Here is a 17,053-nt window from a genome sequence, read left to right on the forward strand (position 1 = left end):
AGTCCTTTCTGGTCAGTACGCATAGCAGTTGCGGCCGTCCGCTGCGAGGAACTTGATGTGGTCACGTGTGTTCGGACCGTAGATGCCGTCGACGTCGGCGCCGGTGTGCCGTTGCACGGCCTTCAGCGCGGCCTCGGTGCGCGGGCCGAAGGACCCGTCCGCGTCGATGCTCTCGATCTTCTCGTCGGAATAGGGCGAGGCCAGGTTGAGCTTCGCGTAGCAGGACTTCAGGCCGAGCTGGAACCTGTGGACGACCTTCTTGTCCGCCACCGCGTAGTCACGGCCCATCTGACAACTGCTGCTGCCCTTGACGGTCGGCACGTGGATGATGTGGCCCCCGCGATTCATCGACGTGAAACCGGAGCAGGTGGCCAGGTCCGCCCCAGCCGCGGGAACGGCGAACGTGACCGCTCCCACGGCCGCCATGGCCAATCCGATCGCGCTCTTGCGCAACAACCACTTCACAACGACTCCCCTTCGTTGGCACGAGAGCGCTTTCGCTCTCCCGTGGCAACGATAGGAACGGCGTGCGCCGGGTGGTGTCCGGTGAACGCCCTACACGATCAGCGCTCGTGGAGGCTGGGAGAACCCGACCTGGCACCCGGCTGTCAGGCGTTCACCTGACACCACGGCGGCTCTCCGACGACGACAGTGGGCACGTGGCCCAAGCGGATCACAGGCCGGGGGGTCGATGGAGGAAGGCCGGTCGCACGGGAGCGCGACCGGCCCCTTCGCCACCGCTCAGTCGCTCAAGAGCAACTGATCGACCATGAGATGGCCCCACGCACCGGTGGCCTGGTCGACCACCCGCACCTGGGCGCTCTGCCCCTGCAGCTCGCTGACGTCCCAGTCGACCGGTTTGAGCACTCCGGTGTCGTCTCCGGTGGCCGTGCGCACCACCTGGCCGTTCACGACCAGGCTGATCGAGGTCTCCCCCGCGGAGCCGCGCGGGTGGTTGCCGCCGGCGAGCAGGAAGTGCAGGTGCTTGCGGTCCACGGTGAACGACGGTGAGGTGATCGTGCCGGTGCCCGGGTCACCGCCGCCGGCGAACGTGTCCAGCGCCGCGTTGCCGACCATGCCCGGCAGGTACCAGGGCAACGGCCCGGTGCCGGTGAAGTTGCCGGTGGTGGTCCAGCCGGGGTCGAAGGACGAGCCTTCGAATCCCGAGAGCAGCCTGGCAGGGCGTTGGCTCAGGTCGTGGAACTCGGTGATCTTCGTGTTGGCGAAAGTGGCGCTGCCGCCGGTGGTGTAGAGGTTGATGCCGGTGTCCGCGGGATCGGCGAACACCTGGCTGGAGTGCACGTACCGGCCGTCGTCCACGAACACCTCGATCGTGGTCCGGTCGACCAGGATTCGCAGATGTGCGGTGGTTTTCGCCGGATTCCACGGGGCGCGGCTCTCTCCTCGCGGCCCGTTGGGGTCGGGTTGTCCGGTCTGCCGGCGGTTGAGATAGCTGTAATCGCGGTAGATCCCGGCATCCGCGTGCCGGGTCCCGTCCGCCGACACCCGCAGCTGCAGACCGATGTTGTCGAGCTCCGTCCAGCTGACGTCCGTTTCCAGCTGGTACGCCGTTCCGTGGTACGGCAACGGAACCAGGCCGTCGTTGACCTCGATGGTGCCTAGGTTCCGGACGGAGGAGGCGTGTGAGGCCAACGCGGAAGTCGGTTGGGACACCAGCGAATACCCGTCGGTGTAGCGCTTCAGCCTGATGTCCCGGACGATCGAGTCGGTTCCGTTGAAGCCGTCCGCGGCCCTGGTCGGAGTGTTGTCCGCGTAGGCCCAGTTGTTCATCCAGGCCAGGCCGAACCGCCGGTCCAGCGGCGCGGCCGGGTCCTCCCAGGTGACTCCGGCGTACCAGTCGAAGCCGTGGTCCAGCCACTGCGGCTCAGCGGAGCCGGCCGTGAACTTGGTGCCGTCGAAGGAACCTGTCCAGTACGCAAAGGTTTCCGGCTTTCCGGACGCCCTGCCGTTGGCGCTCACGCCGAGCACCCAGTGCGTGGTGCCGTCGTCGGCGCGAATCTGGAACAGGTCCGGGCATTCGAGGATGCCGTAGGTGCTTACGAACTCGGACTGCCGCGTCCACGTCTTGAGGTCCGGCGAGGTGTAGAGCCCGACCCGGTCCCCTTCGGTGATCGCCGCCACCCACCGGCCGCGGTCGGAGTCCCAGATCACCTTCGGGTCCCGGAAGTCCCTTCGGCCACCGTTGGGGATCACCGGTGCGTCGCCGTGCGGCCGGAACGTCCGGCCGCCGTCGATCGAGTACCAGAGGAACTGCGCCTGCTGCCCAGAACCGTTCGAGATCTGCGCCGGCGTCGGGTGATCCATCTGCGTGACGAGCATGATCACCGCACCGGCACCGAATCCGGCCGTGTTCGCGGTGTCGACGACGGCGGAACCGGACCACAGGTCGTGGTTCGCGTTCGTCTTCTTCGGTGCGGCGATGCCCTGGTCCGCGAAGGCAACCCCGTCGGTGGTCGTGGCGAGTCGCCAGGCGGTGCCGACCTCGGTCGGGTAGTCCGCGTTGTACAGGTAGTAGTAGTTGAACTTCCCGTTGACGTACACCGGCCGCTGGGGGTCGTTCATCCAGCGGTCGGGCACGGTGAAGTGGTACTGCGCGCGATAGGTGACCGCGGCCTGCGCCGGGGCGGCGGAACCCGCTGCCCCGGACGCCAGCGCGAGTGTGGCGGCGATTGCCACGCGCAGCAGGCGAAGTGCGCTCGTCGTTGAGCTCATCCGTCCTCCAGAAACTGTCAGAGACCAAGAACACTGAGACGTTTGCCGTCCCACGCCACGGGCATGGGATCGCTGATGGCGCCGACGAAGCCGTGCTCGCCGCGGTTGTGGAACGCGAGCAGCACCCACCGGTCGTCGGACCGGCGGTGGATCAGGCGGCCGCTGTAGAAGCGGTCGTCGGTGACGGGCTCCGCGGCCGCGATGTCGAACGGGCCGAGCAGGCCGCCGGCCGGGGCGGCCCAGATCCCGCCGGTCGTGCCGGTGGCCCTGCGGTCGGGTGAGGCGTGCTCGGCCAGACAGGAGAACAGCAGGACCGGCCGGCCGTCCACGACCTCGACCTGGGTGACCTCCAGCTGCCCGAAGCCCCGCGCCCCGGCAACGGTCAGCGGCGGGCGCGGCTCCCAGTGACGCAGGTCCGCGGAGATCGCGTGGCCGACCACGCCGCGCTCGAACACCTCGCCGGCGGTGGCGCGAGCGGTGATGAGCATGTGCCAGCCGTCGCCGTCCGGGTCGGCGAACACCCACGGGTCGCGAAACGCCTCGTCGTGCCAGACGCCGGCGTCGAGCGTCTCGTACCACCGCGGCTCGGCGGCCAGGACCGGGTTCTCCGGAACTCGTTGCCACGTCACGAGATCAGGTGACGTGGCGACGCCGATCCGTTGCACGTTCTGGCCGTCCGGGGCGGCCGTGGAGCCGGTGTAGAACAGGAACCACGTGCCGTCCGGGTGCCGCACCACCGAACCGGTCCAGGTCGCGAGGTCGTCGAACGCCGGAGCGTCCGCACGCACCAGCGCGTCCTCGATCCGCGTCCAGCTCACCAGGTCCGTCGACACCGCGTGGCCGATCGACGCGCGGTAGTGGCGTCTCTCGGGATCAGCCAAAGCCCTTGAGGCGTAGAGGAAGAAGAGGTGGTAGCTCTCGCCGTCGTCGGCGAACCAGAAGTCCCACACCCAGGAATCGGGCAGCGCAAACATCCACAGGCCTTTCGAAAGGTCTTGTGAGAGAAGGAAAGTCAGCCCTTGACACCGCTCGCGGCGACGCTGCTGACAAAGGCTCGTTGGAAGGCGAGGAACACGACCAGCACCGGCAGCGTGATCATCGACGTGTAGGCCATGATCTCGCCCCACGCGGTGTTGTCCTGGAAGAAGTACTGCATGCCCACCATGACCGGCCGCAGGTTCTCGTCCTGGACGACCATGCTGGGCCACAGGTACTGGTTCCAGGCCGGCAGGAAGGTCAGGATCGCGACCGTGGCGAACGCCGGACCCGACAACGGCACGGCGATCTTGCGGTAGATGGTGAACCAGCCCGCGCCGTCGATCCGGGCGGCCTCGTCGATCGCGGTCGGAATGGTCGAGAAGTACTGGGCGAACAGGAAGACCGAGAAGCCGTTGGCGATGAACGGGACGATCTGCACCTCGTACGAGTCCAGCCACCCGAAGTCGTACTGCACGATCCCGTTCTGGAACACCAGGGTCGGCAGTTGCGACACCCAGTAGACCATCGGCACCGCGATCGTCTCGAACGGCACGATCAGCGTGGCGATGATGATGCTCAGCACCACGCCGCGCCCGGTCCAGCGCAACCGGGACAGCGCGAACCCCGCCATGGAGTTGACCACGAGTCCCGCACCCACGACGACCGCCGTGACGAACACCGAGTTGAGCAGGAACCGGCCGACCGGCACCCGGTCGAACACCCCGGAGTAGTTGCGCAGGCTGATGTCGCCGACCGGCAGGAACGCCCGCCAGCCACCTACGTCGGACAGGATCTGGCCGTCGGGCTTCAGACTGGAGACGAACATGAACACCAGCGGGAACAGGAAGAAGACGGCCAGTCCGGCCATCGCCAGGTAGATCCAGAGCCGCCGGCGGCGGCGCAGCGCGTGCTCTGCCACGGCTCAGTCCTTCTCTCTGGTCAGGAAGCGCTGCACCAGCGCGACGATGAGCACCAGCACGAAGAACACCAGCGACAGCGCGGAGCCGTAGCCGATCTGCTGCTGCCGGTAGCCCATCCGGACGGCGTGGTAGACCAGCGTCGAGGTCGAGTCCACCGGGCCACCCTGGGTCATCACGTCGATCTGCACGAACAGCCCGAGCGCGGCGATCGTGATGGTGATCAGCACGAACACGCGGGTCGGTCGCAGGCACGGCCACGTCACGTCGCGGAACTGCCGCCAGGGGCCCGCACCGTCGATCCGCGCGGCTTCGTACAGCTCTCCGGGAATGGTCTGCAGCCCGGACAGCCAGATCAGCATGTGGAAACCGACCGCCTGCCAGATCGACAGCACGATGATCGCGGTGAGCGCGGTGCTCGGGTTGTTCAGCCACGCCGTGCCGTGCCACGCGCCGAAGGTGATCGCGTCGAGGAACGAGTTGATCAGCCCGTCCGGCTGGTACATGAACTTCCACAGGATCGAGACCACGACGATCGAGGTCACGACCGGGATGAAGAAGATGACCCTGAACGCGACCGCGCCGCGCATCCTCTGGTTCACCAGGATCGCGAGCACCAGCCCGAACCCCGCCTGCACCGGAACGACGACGGCGGCGAACGCGAAGGTGTTCAGCAGCGAGCGGAAGAACGTCGGATCGGCCGTGAACGCGCGGACGAAGTTGTCGAGGCCGGTGAAGCTGGTCGGTTCCGGCGAGATCAGCCTGGCGTTGGTGAACGACAGCACGAAGCCGAGGATCACCGGGATGATCAGGAACGCCAGCAGCAACAGCACCGCAGGAGCGGCCATCGTCCAGCCGGCACGGCGTTCGGACCGCAGGTCGGCGCGGATTCTGCGGCGGGGAACGGATTTCGAGACCGCGCTCGCGGCGCGGGACTCCGGCGAGGAGATCGCCGTCATGGAGGTGCCTTCCCGCTCAGCCCGCCGGGCGTTGCCGCCCGGCGGGAGCGACGACCTAGAAGCCGTAGCCGTTCTGCGACGTGATGTCGGTGTCGATCGCCTTCGCGGCGGTGTCGAGAGTGGACTTGACGTCGGCACCGCTCATGATGTCCTTCGCCGCCTTCTCGAAGGTCGAGGAGATCACCGGGTAGCCGGGCGTGGCCGGCCGGGCGAGCGCGAACTTCTGCGACAGCACCGCGAACTGGTGCAGGGCACCGGTGTCGCTGAAGTACTTCGACGTCTTCGCCGCGGCGGTCGTGCTCGGGATGACCACCTGGCTGTCGGCGAAGGCGGCGAGGTACTTGTCCTGGAAGCTGAACTTCAGGTACTCGCGGGCTCCGTCGGCGTTCTTGCAGCCGACCGAGATGCCCCACTGCCAGGAGCCGCCGCCGATCTTCGGGCCCTTGCCGAAGTCCACCGGTGGCAGGATCAACAGGTCGTCGCCGACGGCAGCGAGTGCGTCCTTGGCGTTCCAGACGCCGGTGTAGCTCAGTGCCACCTTGTCGTCGATGAACCGCTGGTTGCCCACCGGGCCCGCGTTGTCCGCCCAGCCGTTCTTGAACGCCTGCTGGAACCACGTGAAGAACTTCACCGCGTCCTGGCCGTTCAACGCGCCGTCGGCGGTCTTCATCGTGCCGCGGTTGATCAGGTCACCACCGGCGCTCTGCAACATCGGCGAGTACGCGTAGGACCACCACTCGCCCTTGTCCGCGGCGCCCAGGTCGAGCGGCGTCTGATAGCCACTCGCCTTCAACTTGGTGGCGGCCGCGTCGAACTCGTCGAGCGTCCACGGCTTTTCGACGGTCGGGATCCTGATGCTGTTCTTGTCCAGCACCGACTTCCGCGCGAAGATCGACAGCGCGGCGTCCCAGTAGCCGGCCGAGTAGACGGTGTCCTTGTAGCGGCCGACGGTCGTGGGCAGCAACGAGTTGAGCAGGTCGTCCGGCAGTCCCAGCGGCTGGAGGTAGCCGGCCCAGGCCCAGTTCGGCATCACCGGGCCGTCCATGTCCAGCAGGCACGGCAGTTTGCGCGCCGTCGCGGCCGCGGTGATCGCCTCGTTGTAGGAACCCTGCGGGAAGTTCTGCTGGACGATCTTGTACTTGCTCTGGGAGGCGTTGAAGTCGGCGATGATCTGCTGGTACACCGCCAGCTCGCCCGGGTTGCCGGCCGAGTGCGTCCACATCGTGATCTCGCCGGAGCCGCCCGAGGAGGACTCGCTCGCGCGGCCGCAGCCGCTGAGCACGAGCGCCGCGGACAGGCCCGCCGCTGCTAACATCGAGAGGGACTTGCGCTTCACCGTGCAGTCTCTTTCCCGGAGCGCGACCGGCCGTCGCCTCCGTGCTCAATGGCAGCGCCAACTGCCAGGTGGATTGCAGTGCTGGTCCGCCGCCGGTCAGTCGCCAAACTGGGCCGGCGGCGGGCTCACCGAGGCCCGCCGGACGATCGGGCACGGCATGAGATGCGGGACTTCTGGGTCAGCCTGGCGCAGCCCGAGAGCCACCTCCATCGCCCACCGGCCCATTTCGTAGTGCGGCAACGCGACCGTGGTCAGCGGAGGGTCGAGCTCGGCCGCGACCAGTTGCTGGTCGTCGTACCCGACGACGGACAGGTCACGGGGAACGGAAAGTCCACAATGGAGCGCCGCCGTGTACGCGCCCATCGCCATGCGGTCGTTGAAGCAGAACATCGCGGTGGGCCGTCGTTCGACCGGGAGGCTCAACAACCTTCTGGCGGCTTCCCGTCCACCACTGGCCACCGGCTCGGCCCGCACGTGCAGGGCGGGGTCCGGCTCGATCCCCGCCTCCGCGAGCACCTCGAGATACCCCTCGAACCGCAGTCGCGAGGCGACGAGGTCGAACCGTTCCTCCGCGTCCAGGAAGGCGATCCGGCGATGCCCGGCGGCCACCAGCTCCCGCACCGCGGCCATGCCCCCGGCGCGCTCGTCCGGCACGACCGCGGCCCGGCCACCCGCGGGCGCGACGCAGTCGAGTAGCACGGCGTCCTCGGGCAACCCCTCCGGCACCTCGACCACGCGGTGCCACATGCACGCGTAGATGATGGCGTCGACCCGTTGCCCGTTCAGCGCGTGCAGAGCCTGCCGCTCGGCCACGGCGTCGCGTTCGGTGTCGACGAGGATCACCAGATGGCCCTGCTCGCGGGCCACGTCGTTGGCACCGGCCAGCATGCGGCCGGCGAACGGCGTGGTGGCGATGGTGTCCGAGATCAGGCCGACCATGCGGGTCTGCTGCGTCCGCAGGCTGCGGGCCACCGAGTTCGGTTTGTAGCCGACCGCCTCGGCCGCCTCGCGCACGCGCTGCTGGGTCTGCGGCGAGATGCGCGTCGAGTTGACCCCGTTGAGGACCATCGACACCGTCGCCGTGGAGACACCGGCACGGGCCGCCACGTCGGCCATCCGGACACGGACCATCGCGGCAACCCCTTCCAGGTTTCCCGGCTGTTTAATCGATTAACTGGAGGTTAAGCGAGTATGCAGCGCGGTCGTGAACCCGTCAAGGGTCAGTCAGGCGCCTCCGGCGTAGTGATCGAACTCGGTTTCCAGCACGCCTTCGCCGCGGGTCAGCGAGGGCAGCCGGCGGTGCAGCTCGTGCACCCGCGCCGCCGGAATGTGTCCTTCGAGGACGGTCGCGGTCGTCGTCAGCGGAACTCCGCCGACCTTGCCCAGCGCGGCGAGCACGGCGGTGAGCACGTCCGCCGGCACCTCCAGCCGGAAGCGGTGCATCGGTTCGCACGTCACCGTTCCCGCACGGCGCACCGCTTCCCGCAGCACGATCGGTGCGAGGTTGCGGAAGTCGCCGGCCACGCTCACCGGTGACGAGTAGCCGGAGTGCGTCATCGTGACCGTGCAGTCGTGAATCCGGTCGGCACGCAACGTCTCGCGCGCGGCGTCCTCGGTGGCTTTGAAGAAGGCGAGCGGCAACGAGCCCAGCTCCACCTCCAGCCGGAACTCCTCCGGCCCTGGTTCCACCCGGAAACCGATGGTGGCCGCGTACGGGCTCGCACCGAGAAACCGCACCGCTTCGCCCACGCCCCGGAGTCGTTCCACGCACACCGTTCGCGTCTCGCGGAACGTGACGGCGACGCCGTAGTCCAGCGCGAGCGTCGCCTCGATGACCTCCTTCTGCACCTCGCCGTACAACGAGACCACGAGGTCGTCGCCGTCGAGCCGCAGGTTGATCAACGGATCCTGCTCGGCGAGTTGCCGCAGAGCCGCGTGCAGAGCCACCCGATCCGGCGATTCCACCACGGTTTCCAGCGTCGGCGGCGCGAAATGCCGGACGCGGTCGCGATGAGCGAGGCCGATCGTGTCGCCGATGCGGACGTCGAGGCCCCAGAGCTTCGCGATCTGCCCCGCCCTGGCGGTGGCACGACGTGGCGCCGTGCCACCCTCGATCACCGCGATCGCGGTGACTTTTCCTTCGCGGTCACCGATTTTCACCCGCTCACGCACGCGCACGGTGCCGGAGAAGAGCCGCACGAACGCGACCTTCTCCCCTGCCCTGCCGCGTTCGACCTTGAACACCGTGCCGGACAGCGGGCCGTCGACCACGTCGGTCACCGGCAACGCCGACGTGACACCGGCGACCAGCTCGTCCAGGCCGGCACCGGTGATCGCGGACCCGAAGTAGATCGGCGCCTCGGTCGCCAGCTGCTCGGCCACGGCGCGGGCCACGCGCTGCCCGTCGGCGCCACGGCGGTCCATCTTGTTCACGAACACGACGGTCGGGATCTCCAGGCGCTGCAACGTGCGCATGAGCACGCGGGTCTGCGCCTGCACGCCCTCCACCGCGGACACCACCAGCACGGCGCCGTCGAGCACGTCGAGCACCCGCTCCACCTCGGCGATGAAGTCCGGGTGGCCCGGTGTGTCGATCAGGTTGACCACGACCCCGTCGGAGCCGCTGCCGACGACGAACGACGCGACGGCGGACTTGATCGTGATGCCGCGCTGCCGTTCGAGTGCGAGCGAGTCGGTCTGCGTGTTCCCGGCGTCCACGCTGCCGAGAGTGTCGATGACACCGGCGGTGTGCAGCAACCGCTCGGTGAGGCTGGTCTTACCAGCGTCGACGTGAGCCAGAATCCCCAAGTTCAAGGTGCGCGACAAGCGTCATGTCCTCTAGATAGGCAACAAATACCTTCTGGGTGAACACGAACGCCCCGCGCATGTGCCTCTCCTCGTCCGGACGACTGGTCATGCGCAGTTGAACAGGCCGCGGCCCCGCCGCGCAACCGAGATTGTTCAGGCGGGGCCGAGGGGAATGAGCACTCGCACGTCGTGGAGCCCGGCGAGAGGCCAGGCCACGATCAGGTCGAGCAGGTCGTCGTCCGGGCGGCTCAGGGTGAACTCCTGGAGGCAGGAGAAGGTCTGGTCGCCACCGGAGGTGCCGCCGTCACCCGGCCAGCCCCAGAAGGCCTCGTGCCCCTGGACGACTGCCACCGAGGCGCCGGGGCCCGCTGCTCGGAGCTGGGCCGGGTCGTCCGGGGTCGGAGGCGGGAACGCGACCGCGTTGATCGCATCCGCGGCATCGCCCTTGGCAATGCTGAGCAGTTCCATGCACAGCAACGAGTTCACGACGGTCAGCCGAGTGAGCACGACGGCCACGTGGTGATCGCCGCGGTGCAGCACTCGGGGCGACGCGACGTTCGTGCCGGCTTCGACGGCCGGTGCGCCGTGGCGGCGATCGGCGTGGTGGGTGAGCCCTTCCGGCACGGGACGAACGTCCAGTGGTGCTTGCCAGATGGACGTTGTGGTTCGTTCGACGGTGGTCCGGCCGGGCAACGGCATGGTGACGACCGTTTCCGGGAAGCCGATCTCCGGCCACGCGAGTACGAGCGACAGCTGGTCGAACGTGGGCGGAAGCCGGAACACCGCCCGGCAGGTGGGGCCGACGAGGTGGTCACCGCTGCTCGACGAGCAGGACGTGGCGAACTCCCAGTGCGCGCGGCCGGCGTGATCGAGCCAGCCGACGCGCAGGTCGACGCCCTCGTCGTACGCCGGCAGCAACTCGCGGATCGCGACTGTCGCACTGCGGCGATCCAGCGGACGACGGGCCAGCAGCTCGATCTCCAGGGCCGAGAGCCCGGACACCGCCCGCACGACGCCCACCGTCAGTTCCGGGCGACGCACCAGCAAGCCGCCCGGATGTGCCACCACGCCGAGGGATTCAGTCGGGTCCACCGCTTCACCATCCCACGCCGGCCACCCGCTCAGCGACGCCCGCCGCGTGCCGAGTAGGCGGCGACACCGCTCACCACCAACACGGCGGCCGTCCACGTCGCCACCTGGTCGTCGAAGGGACCGAACGGCCACGCGACGATCCGGCCGGGCACCGACTGCTGCCCCGGCGGCATGATCGCGCTCACCGCCCACCACAGCACCGGCGCGGCAGGAGCGAACCTGGCTCCGGCCGCGGCCGCCGCCAGACCGGCGAGACCGACCATGCCCGCCGAGTTCCGCACGACGAACGCGGCCTCGAACCGGTCGGGCCCGAGCTCCTGCACGAGCAGGACCGCGAACGCGGCCAGCACGGCCGCGAGCAGCAGGTGCCCGAACCTCCAGACAGGCCACGGCAGGGCGGTCGAGCTGTCCAGCTCGGGGTCCTGTCCCGCGAGCCCGACGGTGATCACCAGCGCCGCGGCCAGTGATGTCAGCGTGGCGCTCAGCGGTGTCCACGGCGAGTGCAGCGCCGACCACGCGGCGAGCACCACCACGGGCAGAACCACCAGTGCCGCAGGAACTCCACGCGACCGCGCGTACAACGTCAGGAGCCTCATCACGCCGCCGCCAGCACGGTGAGCACGCCCTCGGGATCCTCGCACGCCAGCAACATCTGCCGTGCCTTGGCGACTCGGTTCAGCTGCTCCTGCGCGGAGTGGCTGCGCAGGGCCCGCCAGGCCGTCTCGAGGTCGGACCGGATCCGCTCGTTGCGCCACGCATGGCGGTCGGACGCGAGCTCGGCCAGGCCGCCGTTGAAGTAACCGGCGGTGAGGTGGCGCACGATGGACTCACTGAGGCGGATCGTGTTCGGCGTGGAGCAGGTGGCGACACCCGCGCCGGCGAGCAGTTCGAGCCGCAGGCGTTCGGGAGGCAACTCCAGCAGTCCCTCGGTGGTCTGCGGCGTCAGGTAGACGATCTTGGCGTTGCGTTGGGGCGCAACGAGATGGGCCATCGCCGAGGTGTCCTCGCGCACCTCGGTGGGCGGGCCGGGCAGCACCGCGAGCTTCGCCAGCACCTCCTTGCCGACCGCGGCCACCACCGGCAGGTGCTTCTCGTGCACGCGGCTCACGCACACCTGGCCGTCGCACACCGGTTTGCTCGCGATGGAGTCGGTCACCAGCACGTCGGAGAACTTGGCCGGCATGATCGACACAGCCAGTGCGAAGGCCAGTGCGACCGGGACCAGCGCCGCCAGTCGTCCCAGCTGGGTCCGGGTCACCAGCAGCAGGAACGCCGTCACGCCAAGACCGGCGAACCACACGATCTGTCCTGTGTCGACGGATGACGACATCGTCACCAGGTCGGAGCTGGGCGGCTCGAACGCCAGTGTCAGCAGTGCCAGGCGGGAGACCTCGTCGTCCGGCGATCCCGCCTCCAGGGCCGGTCCGGCCGCCGCTGACGCGAGGAAGGTCGCCACCAGCGCCACCGGCACGGTCAGCGGGTGCGGCAGCAGCCGTCCGATCGCGAGGCCGAGCAGGACGCTCGACGCCATCGCGAGCACGACGGTCGCCATGAGCGGGACGAACCCGATCGAGACGAACCCACCGCCACTGGCGACCAGTGCGACGAGGCCCGCGCACAGCAGCGCCGCGGCCACGGAGACGACGCCTGCCACCGCCGACGCCAGTACACCCAGCCGGACGCGGCCGGGGCGCGGTGTCGTCGCGAACAGCTCGGTCACCTGGGCCCGGCTGTCCCGCATGCCCTGCAAGGTCGCCAGACCGACCACCAACGCCCCCACGTACGCCAGGGGCGTGCGGAGCTCGAGCACCGCCGAGGTCGAGTTGTCCGTCCACTTCGTACTGGTCGAGCTCGTCAGCCACAGCATTCCCGTGCTGGAGACCAGAAACAACAACCCGGCCCAGAGCGCGGTCGACCGCCGCAGTTCGATGCGCAGTGCGGTCACCAGGCACCCCCGGCGTTCTGGCTGATCAGTGCCGAGTAGCCGCGTTCGATCGGGCTGTCGCCGACGTGCTCGCCGGTGCCCGCCGTGGCGAGATCGGCCGGAGTGCCTTGGAACACCAGGGATCCCTCCGACAAGAGCACCACGTCCGTGCACGCCGCCGCGACGTCCTCGACCAGGTGCGTCGAGATCAGCACGCACGACCGCTGCCCCAGTTCGACGACCAGTTCGCGAAATCGCAGCCGTTGCGCGGGATCCAGTCCCACGGTCGGTTCGTCCAGCAGCAGGACCTCCGGGCTGTTGACGATCGCCTGCGCGATGCCCACCCGGCGGATCATGCCGCCGGACAACGACTTCATCCGGTTCTCGGCACGGTCGGCGAGCCCCACCCGCTCCAGTGCCGTGGCGACGGCACCGGGGATCTCCGCCGGTGGCATCTCCTTCAACCACGCCAGGTACTCGACGAACTCCCGCACCTTGAACCGCTTGTAGTAACCGAAGTGCTGCGGCAGATAGCCCAGCCGCCTGCGCACCGGCCGCAGACCGCCGTCCGCCGCGATGCCGAGCAGCGACAGCGTTCCCGCGCTGGGTTTGCGCACCGTCGCCAGAGTGCGGATCAGCGTCGTCTTGCCTGCGCCGTTCGGGCCGAGCAGCCCGTGCACACCCCGGCCGAGGCGCAGGGTCAGTCCGTCGACCGCGTTGCGGCCTCGTATCCCGCCCACCCGGACCACGAGATTTTCCGCGTTGATCGCATGCATCCCGTTCTCCCTCAAGTCATCTGCGCGTACAACCGGCAAGACGGCGACGAGGCCCCCGCGGTTCTCCGATCGCTGTGACTTGGCTCACCAGGACCCGATCCGGTTCGGCGCACCCATTGCCGCGCTGTAACCGCGTTCGATCGGGGTGTCCCCCACGTGCTCGGTGGTGCCGGCCGCGGCCAGCTGAGCCGGAGTGCCTTGGAAGACCAGCTTTCCTTCGCGCAGCAGGACGACATCGGTGCACGCGGCGGCGACGTCCTCGACCAGGTGGGTCGAGACGACCACGCAGGCGTCGGCGCCGAGCTCGACGAGTAACTCGCGGAACCGCAGGCGTTGCGCGGGATCGAGGCCCGCGGTCGGTTCGTCCAGCAGCAGGACTTCCGGGTCGTTGACGATCGCCTGCGCGATGCCGACGCGCTGGATCATGCCGCCGGACAACGTCCTGAGCTTGTCGTCGGCGCGGTCGGCGAGACCCACGCGCTCGATGGCGCGCTGCACGGCGGCGGGGACGTCGCGGTCCGGCATCTCCTTGAGCCACGCCACGTACGCGACGAACTCCCGGACGGTGAACCGGCGGTAGTGCCCGAACTCCTGCGGCAGATACCCGATGCGGCGCCGCAGCTGGCGCGGGTCCGTGCCACCGAGCACGACCAGCTTCCCCTCAGCCGGTCGCAGCACCGTGGCGAGCGTGCGGATCAGCGTCGTCTTGCCGGCGCCGTTGGGCCCGAGCAGTCCGTGCACACCTCTGCCCAGTGTGAGCGTGACGCCTTCGACCGCCATCCGTCGGCCGGCCTTGACCCGCAGGTCGCGCGCCTCGATCATCGGTTCGCCTCCAAGCCGGTGAAAGCCATTCTGCGCACGGCGATCACCGCCAGTCCGAGCAGGAGCACACCTGCCCACACGGGTGTGGCGGCCAGGTCGAGTGCCACGGACGTGCGGCTGAACGCGATCGTCGGTGCCACGATCGCCAAGACCCAGGCGGCGATGAGCACGATCGCGGCACGGGTGATGCCGACCAGCGCGCCGAGGGCCAGCGTTCCGACGGTGAAAGCCAGACAGGGCAACAGCCACCGCGATGGCCCGAGCCCGGTCAGCAAGCTCGCGGCGGTCAAGCCCGGCACCACCACCGCGAGCACAGACGTCGTGCGGCGAAACAAAAGCGGCAGCCCGGCCCGTGGCGTCGCGGCGGTGAGCTCGTACGCCGGGTCGAGCGCCCGCCCCCACGACGCGGCAACGCCGAGCACCGGCAGCACGGGCGCGATCAGCAGCACGAGCGAAACACCTGCCCCCGAGCCGAGCTGGTCCAGCGCCACGGCCGCGGCGGTCACGAGCAGGATCATCACCAGCCACGGCCCGGCCGCGGGCGAGACCCACCCGTGCACCCGCCGCCGCCACGCGTGTGTGCGCGGCATTTGCGGCATGCGTTCGATGAGTGGCGCGAGTTCGGCCCACACCGCAGTGGCGATCGGTTCCGGGGCGAGGCGGCCACGGCACGGGGCGCAGGTCTCCAGGTGCGACTCGACGGCCCACAACTGGTCGGCGGCCATGTCGTCACCGCGTGCGTAGCGGCGCAGCATCTCCTCGCTCGGGTGGTGCGCGTTCATGCGAGAGCCTCCCTCATCGCGATCCGCGCCCGCCGAGCGCGCGTCTTGACCGTGCCCTCCGGCACCCCGAGCAGCACCGCGGTCTCCCGCACCGACAGCCCGTCGAGCACCATGGCCAGCAACACCTGCCGCAACTCCGGCGCCAGCCTGCGCAACGCGTCCCCGACCTCGTCGCCGACCACCCCGTCCAGCACCGGCTCGTCGGCGGCCGGAGCGGTGTGCGCAGCCGCGGCGGCAGCAGGCGGCTGGGCGTGGTGCGCACGTCTGCGGAACGCGTCGATCAAGCGCCGGGCGGCGATGGTCCACAACCAGCCGACCGCGCTGCCACCGGTGGCGGCACCGGCGAACGCGTCGGCGGCCCGCCAGACCGCGAGGTAGGTCTCCTGCAGCACCTCGGCGACGATCTGCTCGTCGGAGCACCGCCTGCGCAACCGCACCGTGAGCCACGGCGAGGTGCGGCGGTAGAGCTCTTCGAACGCACGGCGGTCTCCTCGTGCGACACGGCGCACGAGGTGCTCCTCGTCGAGGTCGGCGGGCTCACCCCGGACAGATCTCACACAGAGCAAGACGTGGAGATCGCGGCCCGGGTTCTCGCATCTGTGTGACGTGCGTCACGTAAGCAACGCTGTGACACCATCGCGGGCGTGCTGGGCAACCTGGGTGAGCTGGAACGGGCGGCGATGGAGGTCCTGTGGGACCACGGCTCCCCCATGCTCGTGCGCGACGTGGTCAACGCGTTGTCCAGCCGCGATCTCGCGTACACGACGGTCATGACCGTGCTGACCCGGCTGGCCGCCAAGGGGTTCGTGCAGCGGCAGCCGGACGGCCGGGCGTGGCGGTACTCGCCGGTGGCCGGCCGCGCGGAGTACGTCGCCCAGCTCATGCTCGACGCCCTGTCGCTCACCGGTGACCGCGAGGCCGCGCTCACGCACTTCGCCCGGCAGGTCAGCACGCCGGAGGCCGAGGCGCTCAGCCAGGCGCTCGCCGAGAAGCCGGACCAGCCGTGAGCGCCGCCCTGCACCTGCTCGTCACGCTGGCGGTCTGCGCGGCGGCCGCTCCCCTGCTCGTGCGGGCCCGGTGGGTGTGGCGGGCACCGGGCACGGGGATCGCGGTGTGGCAGATGCTCGCGTTGACTTGGGTGTTGTCGTTGGCGGGCCTGCTCATCGCGCTCGGGCTCGATCCCTACGACGCGCCGATCGCTCGAGGGCTCGCGAGGTGGGCCGCGCATGCCGGGTCCACTGTGGCCAGTGATCACCTCGTGCTGGGCGGGCTCGCGTTGCTGGTCGCGTGCACGGCAGCGCTTGTTTCTTCGTGGTACGCCGTGGTGCGCGTGCGGCGGCGGCATCGTGACCTGCTGACGCTCGTCGCGCGGAAGGATGCCGCCGCTCCCGGCGCACTGGTCGTCGATCATCCTCAGGCCGTCGCGTACTGCCTGCCAGGACGACCGTCGTCGATCGTGTTGAGCACGGGCGCGTTGCACAGCCTCAGCGCGGTCGAACTGCAAGCCGTGCTGGCGCATGAGCGTTCGCACGCCCGCGAGCGCCACGACCTCGTGTTGCTGCCGTTCGTGGCGCTGCGCGTGCTGGCACCTCGCATCGCGGACGCCGTCGCGTTGCTGGTCGAGATGCGCGCCGACGACCGGGCCTGCCGCGAGCACGGCGCCGAAGCACTCGTCGCCGCGATCAGCAGGTTCAGCACCCGGCCGCCCGCCGGGGCGCTCGGGATGGCCGACGCCGCCATCAGCGCCCGGCTGCAGCGCATCGCCACCGCGTCCACCGCGCCGTCCTGGCTGCGGTGGAGTGCGCTGGTCAGCGGTCTTGTGCTGGTCTCGACGCCGCTCAGCTTCCTGGTCTGCTGACCCGCCCACAGAACTACTACACGTCGTAGTGCTACATTCCGTAGTAGTTCTGGGCGTCCCTGGGAAAC

The 17,053-nt window shown here is 69.3% G+C and carries 17 protein-coding genes; 2 read left to right on the forward strand and 15 right to left on the reverse strand.

Features of this window, described 5'->3' with window-relative positions; all coding sequences use genetic code 11:
- Positions 1-12: 12 nt before the first annotated feature.
- The 15 genes from DI276_RS01335 to DI276_RS01405 all read right to left on the reverse strand — a co-directional run bounded on the left by DI276_RS01335 (position 13) and on the right by DI276_RS01405 (position 15,684).
- Positions 13-465, reverse strand: coding sequence for a peptidoglycan-binding domain-containing protein (locus tag DI276_RS01335; RefSeq protein ID WP_198680395.1), 453 nt, complete (start codon positions 463-465; stop codon positions 13-15).
- A 276-nt stretch (positions 466-741) separates the two neighbouring features.
- Positions 742-2,733 (reverse strand): glycoside hydrolase family 32 protein, encoded by a 1,992-nt coding sequence (locus DI276_RS01340; RefSeq protein WP_112261391.1) that lies wholly within the window; start codon positions 2,731-2,733, stop codon positions 742-744.
- A 17-nt stretch (positions 2,734-2,750) separates the two neighbouring features.
- A complete protein-coding gene (locus tag DI276_RS01345; protein ID WP_112261392.1) occupies positions 2,751-3,707 on the reverse strand; it encodes a glycoside hydrolase family protein in 957 nt (318 codons plus the stop codon).
- 38 nt (positions 3,708-3,745) lie between these two features.
- On the reverse strand, positions 3,746-4,630 hold the full coding sequence (locus tag DI276_RS01350) for a carbohydrate ABC transporter permease (RefSeq protein WP_232836372.1): 885 nt from the start codon (positions 4,628-4,630) through the stop codon (positions 3,746-3,748).
- 3 nt (positions 4,631-4,633) lie between these two features.
- Positions 4,634-5,587 (reverse strand): carbohydrate ABC transporter permease, encoded by a 954-nt coding sequence (locus DI276_RS01355; protein WP_112261393.1) that lies wholly within the window; start codon positions 5,585-5,587, stop codon positions 4,634-4,636.
- 55 nt (positions 5,588-5,642) lie between these two features.
- Positions 5,643-6,902: a sugar ABC transporter substrate-binding protein gene (locus DI276_RS01360; RefSeq protein WP_232836373.1), complete on the reverse strand. Its 1,260-nt coding sequence runs from the start codon at positions 6,900-6,902 to the stop codon at positions 5,643-5,645.
- A 117-nt stretch (positions 6,903-7,019) separates the two neighbouring features.
- Complete coding sequence (locus tag DI276_RS01365; protein ID WP_232836374.1) at positions 7,020-8,054, reverse strand: LacI family DNA-binding transcriptional regulator; 1,035 nt, start codon at positions 8,052-8,054, stop codon at positions 7,020-7,022.
- A 93-nt stretch (positions 8,055-8,147) separates the two neighbouring features.
- Positions 8,148-9,749: a GTP-binding protein gene (locus DI276_RS01370; RefSeq protein WP_112261394.1), complete on the reverse strand. Its 1,602-nt coding sequence runs from the start codon at positions 9,747-9,749 to the stop codon at positions 8,148-8,150.
- A 135-nt stretch (positions 9,750-9,884) separates the two neighbouring features.
- Entirely contained in the window at positions 9,885-10,823 is a 939-nt protein-coding gene (locus DI276_RS01375) for a hypothetical protein (protein ID WP_112261395.1), read from the reverse strand.
- A gap of 29 nt (positions 10,824-10,852) precedes the next feature.
- Positions 10,853-11,422: a hypothetical protein gene (locus DI276_RS01380; protein WP_112261396.1), complete on the reverse strand. Its 570-nt coding sequence runs from the start codon at positions 11,420-11,422 to the stop codon at positions 10,853-10,855.
- Complete coding sequence (locus tag DI276_RS01385) at positions 11,419-12,768, reverse strand: hypothetical protein (protein ID WP_112261397.1); 1,350 nt, start codon at positions 12,766-12,768, stop codon at positions 11,419-11,421. Before DI276_RS01385 ends, DI276_RS01380 begins: the two co-directional genes overlap by 4 nt.
- Positions 12,765-13,523, reverse strand: a complete 759-nt coding sequence (locus tag DI276_RS01390) for an ABC transporter ATP-binding protein (protein ID WP_112261398.1) — start codon at positions 13,521-13,523, stop codon at positions 12,765-12,767. Before DI276_RS01390 ends, DI276_RS01385 begins: the two co-directional genes overlap by 4 nt.
- Before the next feature lie 84 nt (positions 13,524-13,607).
- Complete coding sequence (locus DI276_RS01395; protein WP_112261399.1) at positions 13,608-14,345, reverse strand: ABC transporter ATP-binding protein; 738 nt, start codon at positions 14,343-14,345, stop codon at positions 13,608-13,610.
- On the reverse strand, positions 14,342-15,127 hold the full coding sequence (locus tag DI276_RS01400; RefSeq protein ID WP_112261400.1) for a cupin domain-containing protein: 786 nt from the start codon (positions 15,125-15,127) through the stop codon (positions 14,342-14,344). Before DI276_RS01400 ends, DI276_RS01395 begins: the two co-directional genes overlap by 4 nt.
- A complete protein-coding gene (locus DI276_RS01405; protein WP_112261401.1) occupies positions 15,124-15,684 on the reverse strand; it encodes an RNA polymerase sigma factor in 561 nt (186 codons plus the stop codon). The genes DI276_RS01400 and DI276_RS01405 overlap by 4 nt, the downstream gene beginning before the upstream one ends.
- Before the next feature lie 90 nt (positions 15,685-15,774).
- Between DI276_RS01405 and DI276_RS01410 the strand changes: the two genes are divergently transcribed.
- On the forward strand, positions 15,775-16,134 hold the full coding sequence (locus DI276_RS01410) for a BlaI/MecI/CopY family transcriptional regulator (protein WP_112261725.1): 360 nt from the start codon (positions 15,775-15,777) through the stop codon (positions 16,132-16,134).
- Positions 16,131-16,985 (forward strand): M56 family metallopeptidase, encoded by an 855-nt coding sequence (locus tag DI276_RS01415; RefSeq protein ID WP_112261402.1) that lies wholly within the window; start codon positions 16,131-16,133, stop codon positions 16,983-16,985. The genes DI276_RS01410 and DI276_RS01415 overlap by 4 nt, the downstream gene beginning before the upstream one ends.
- Positions 16,986-17,053: the final 68 nt, after the last annotated feature.

It is taken from the genome of Lentzea terrae (genome assembly GCF_003265345.1).
Taxonomy (GTDB): domain Bacteria; phylum Actinomycetota; class Actinomycetes; order Mycobacteriales; family Pseudonocardiaceae; genus Lentzea; species Lentzea terrae.

What these genes read in the sequence shown, in the direction of transcription:
- DI276_RS01340 (WP_112261391.1), bottom strand. Translation starts at nt 2,733, where the DNA reads ATGAGCTCAACGACGAGCGCACTTCGCCTGCTGCGCGTGGCAATCGCC.
- DI276_RS01345 (WP_112261392.1), bottom strand. Translation starts at nt 3,707, where the DNA reads ATGTTTGCGCTGCCCGATTCCTGGGTGTGGGACTTCTGGTTCGCCGAC.
- DI276_RS01355 (WP_112261393.1), bottom strand. Translation starts at nt 5,587, where the DNA reads ATGACGGCGATCTCCTCGCCGGAGTCCCGCGCCGCGAGCGCGGTCTCG.
- DI276_RS01360 (WP_232836373.1), bottom strand. Translation starts at nt 6,902, where the DNA reads ATGTTAGCAGCGGCGGGCCTGTCCGCGGCGCTCGTGCTCAGCGGCTGC.
- DI276_RS01365 (WP_232836374.1), bottom strand. Translation starts at nt 8,054, where the DNA reads ATGGTCCGTGTCCGGATGGCCGACGTGGCGGCCCGTGCCGGTGTCTCC.
- DI276_RS01390 (WP_112261398.1), bottom strand. Translation starts at nt 13,523, where the DNA reads ATGCATGCGATCAACGCGGAAAATCTCGTGGTCCGGGTGGGCGGGATA.
- DI276_RS01395 (WP_112261399.1), bottom strand. Translation starts at nt 14,345, where the DNA reads ATGATCGAGGCGCGCGACCTGCGGGTCAAGGCCGGCCGACGGATGGCG.
- DI276_RS01400 (WP_112261400.1), bottom strand. Translation starts at nt 15,127, where the DNA reads ATGAACGCGCACCACCCGAGCGAGGAGATGCTGCGCCGCTACGCACGC.